We start from the raw sequence: 4,051 nt of genomic DNA, 5'->3' as shown, positions 1-4,051 counted from the left end.
CGGGAACTCACCGATCGCATCGACCCCGCCCGACACCAACCCCCACAGATCGGCAGCCGACCCCACACCACCCGGATACCGGCAGCCCATCCCCACCACGACCACCGGATCATCCGCCACCGCAACGGACACCGGCACGGGTACGGGCACGCGACGTTCGTTGCCGAGTACGACCTCGCGCAGGTATTCGGCCAGCCGAACCGGGGTCGGGTGATCGAAGACCATCGTGGCCGGCAGCCGGGTTCCGACCGCGGTGGACAACCGGTTCCGCAGTTCCACGGCCGTCAGCGAGTCGAACCCCAGATCCCGGAACGCCCGCTCTTCGCCGATCTCGTCCGCGCGGCCCAGCACGGCCGCGGCGTGGGTGCTGACCAGTTCGAGCAGTGCCTCCCGCTGCCGGACCTCGGGCAACGATCCCAGCTCGCCTGCCAATCCAGTGCGCTTCACCGGTTTCCGCGCACGTACCAGGGATCGCAACACCGGCTGGTCACCCAACGCGGACACGTTCAGCTTGGCCGCGACCACCACCGGCTCGGGAGCGTCCAAACCCGCGTCGAAAAGCGCGAGCCCGTGCTCCGTCGCCATCGGCAGCACACCGGCACGAGCGAGCCGTTGACGATCCGCTTCGGACAAACCTCCAGTCAGCCCACTGGCTTCGGCCCAGTAGCCCCAGACCAGCGACACGCCCGGTAAGCCCTTGGCGCGCCGGTACGCGGCCAGTCCGTCGAGATACGCGTTCGCCGCCGCGTAGTTGGCCTGCCCTGCCGCACCCAGCACGCCGGCCGCCGAGGAGAACAGCACGAACGCCTGCAGATCAAGGTGTTCGGTCAGCTCGTGCAGGTGCCATGCGGCCCGCGCCTTCGGCTCCCACACCGTCGCGAGGCGTTCGGGCGTCAGAGACTCGACCAGGGCGTCGTCCAGCGCCCCGGCCAGGTGCACGACCGCTGTCAGCGGGTGCTCGACCGGAATCGAGGCCAGCACGCCCGCCAGCGCCTCACGGTCGGTCACGTCACAGGTCGCCACTGTCACCTGAGCGCCGAGCCGCGTGAGGTCGTCCAGCAGGTCCGGCGTGCCACCGCTGCGACTGACCAGCAGCAGGTGTCGGACATCGCGCGTGGCAACGAGATGCCGGGCGACGTGACCACCCAGCGTCCCCGTACCGCCGGTGATCAGGACGGTGCCGGCCGGGTCGAGGTCCGCCGGGACGGTAAGGACTATCTTGCCCGTGTGCTCGGCCCGGCTCATGTACCGGAACGCGTCCCGCGCGCGGCGAACATCCCATGTGGTGATCGGTGGCTGACGCAGCTCGCCGGCGGTGAGCAGCCGGACCACCTCGGCCAGGATCTCCGCCAGCCGCTCAGGTCCCGCGTCAGCCAGGTCGAACGCCCGCACACCAGGCCGGACATCCGCCTTGCCCATCTCCACGTACCGCCCGCCCGGCTTGAGCAGCCGCAGGGACGCGTCCACGAACTCGCCGGACAGCGAGTTCAGCACCACGTCGACCGGACCGAACCGGTCGGCGAACTCCAAGGCCCGGGACGAGGCAATGTGGTCGTCGGCCAGCCCCAACGCACGCAACGAGTCCCATTTGCCCGGACTCGCGGTCGCGAACACCTCCGCACCCCACAGCCGCGCGAGCTGGATCGCCGCCATGCCGACGCCACCGGCCCCGGCGTGGATCAGCACCCGGTCGCCGGACCTCAGCTCACCCAGGTCCCGCAAGCCGTACCACGCGGTCAGGAACGCGACCGGTACGGCGGCGGCCCGGGTGAACGTCCACCGGTCGGGAATCCTGGCCAGCACCCGTTGATCGGCAACGGCGACCCGGCCGAACGCGCCGGGCAGCAGCCCGAAGACCCGATCGCCCGGCCGCAGCCCGGTGACCTCGGCCCCGACCTCGGTCACGATCCCCGAGCCTTCGCTGCCGAGCAGCGCCGGCGCCGGATACACGCCCAGGGCGACCAGGACATCGCGGAAGTTCAGACCCGCCGCCCGGACCGCGACGCGCACCTCCTGCGGCTCCAGCGGAACTTCCCGGTACGGCAGGAAAGCGAGGTCGTCCAGGCTGCCGGTGCCCGACTCCGTCAGCCGTCCCTGGAACGCCTCCGGTGCGGCGCGCACGAGCCGGGGAACGTAGGCGGCGCCCCGGCGAACAGCCACCTGGTCCTCGTCGCCAACCGCCAGGCCGTCCGGTAACTCGTCCGCGTCCACCAATACGAATCGTCCGGGGTGCTCTGACTGCGCGGACCGGACCAGACCCCACACGGCCGAGGCTTCCGGGTCGCTGACCCGATCACCGGGGACGGCGGCGACCGCACCCCGGGTGCGCACCACGAGCCGTTCTTGCGATCCGGCAAGGAAGTCCCGGACGGCCGTCAGCGCTTCGACCACCGAGCCGGGCGAGACCACGTCGCCGAGCACACCTTCATTGGCGGACAGCGGAATCCAGTCGAGCGCGTACAGTGGGCCGCGCTCGGCCATGGGCCGGGTGGTCAGCGCCTCAATGGTCGCAACCGGCGCGCCCGACTGGTCCGCCACGGTGATGGCGTACGTGCCTGGGCGCACGGTCGACAGCCGCACGCGTGCGGTGGTGACCCCGGTCTGGTGGACCGCGATCCCGTTGAGCGAGAACGGCAGCCGCACATCACCCTCCGTGTCGGCCAGCAGCGCCAACGGCTGCAGAGCCGCGTCCAGCAGCGCCGGATGCACAGTGAACCGGGCCGCGTCCGCCACTGTGACCTCGGCGAACACCTCACGGCCGCGTCGCCACACCGCCTGCACGGCCTGGAACGCCGGCCCGTACTCGTAGCCCGCCGCTGCGAGCGTGTCGTAGAGCCCGGTGAGGGGTTCCGCATCGGCCGGCGGCCACTGCGACAACTCCTGTCCCGCCACGGGATTTCCGCTCACTGTGCCAGTGGCGTGCCGCACCCACTCGTCCGCGCGAGACCGGACCTCGACCGTGCGGCGGCCTGACTCGTCCGGCGCGCCCACCACGACGTGCACGTCCACCGCGCCGTCCTCGGGCAGCACCAACGGCGCTTCCAGGACCAGTTCCTCCACTGCCGCCCCGGCCGCGTGCACCACCAGTTCCACGAACGCCGTCGCGGGCAGCAACACCCTGCCCAGCACGGCGTGGTCGGCGAGCCACGGGTGGGTGGTCAGAGAGAGCCGACCGGTCAGCACCTTCTGTTCGCCCACCTCGACGCAGGCGCCGAGTAGCGGGTGGTCCACCGGATCGACCCCGGCCGCGGACACATCTCCCGCGCCGCTGGGCAGCAGCCAGAACCGCTCCCGCTGGAACGGGTAGGTGGGCAACACCACCGGCGATCCTTCCGGTAACGGCCACCGCACGTGCACACCCCGGACAAACAGCCGTGCCGTAGCAGCCAGGAAATCCGCCAGCGTGCCGCGGTCCCGACGCAGCGTCCCGGTCGTCACGCCGGCATCGTGCTCCTCCAGCGCGGGCGCCAGCACCGGATGCGGACTGATCTCCACGAACACCGGGTCGCCCGAAGCGAGCAGCAGCCGCGTGGTCGCGTCGAAGCGCACCGGCTCGCGGAGGTTGCGGTACCAGTACTCCGCGTCGAGGGTGGAGGTGTCGATCAGCTCGGCGGTGACCGTGGAGTAGAACGATACGTTGCCGGTTCTCGGTTCGATTCCGGCCAGGTCGGCGAGCAACTGCTCGCGGATCGCCTCGACCTGGACGGAGTGCGCCGCGTAGTTCACCGGCAGACGGCGAGCCCTGATGCCGTCGGCAAGGCACGATTCCAGGAGTTCGTCCAGCGCATCCTGGTCACCGGATACGACGACCGTGCCGGGTGCGTTGATCACCGCGATGGTCAGACGGTCGCCCCAGGGCGCCACGAAGTCGGCGGCCCGTTCGACCGACAACGCCACCGACAGCATGCCGCCCTGCCCGGCCAGTGCCGCGAGTGCCTTGCTCCGCAATGCCACCACCCGCGCGGCATCCTCCAGCGACAACGCCCCGGCAACATAAGCCGCAGCGATCTCACCCTGCGAATGCCCCACCACCGCATCCGGCTCGACACCA

1 protein-coding gene is annotated in these 4,051 nt (G+C 70.8%); it reads right to left on the bottom strand.

Annotated elements, in window-relative coordinates:
- On the bottom strand, positions 1 to 4,051 hold a 4,051-nt coding region (locus tag VIW71_RS12720), incomplete at both ends, for an SDR family NAD(P)-dependent oxidoreductase (protein ID WP_331622235.1).

The sequence above is a fragment of the Streptomyces sp. genome (genome assembly GCF_036524955.1).
GTDB lineage: Bacteria > Actinomycetota > Actinomycetes > Streptomycetales > Streptomycetaceae > Actinacidiphila.
Note: the sequence above shows the minus strand (reverse complement) of the source record. Positions and strands in the feature narration are given on the sequence as shown.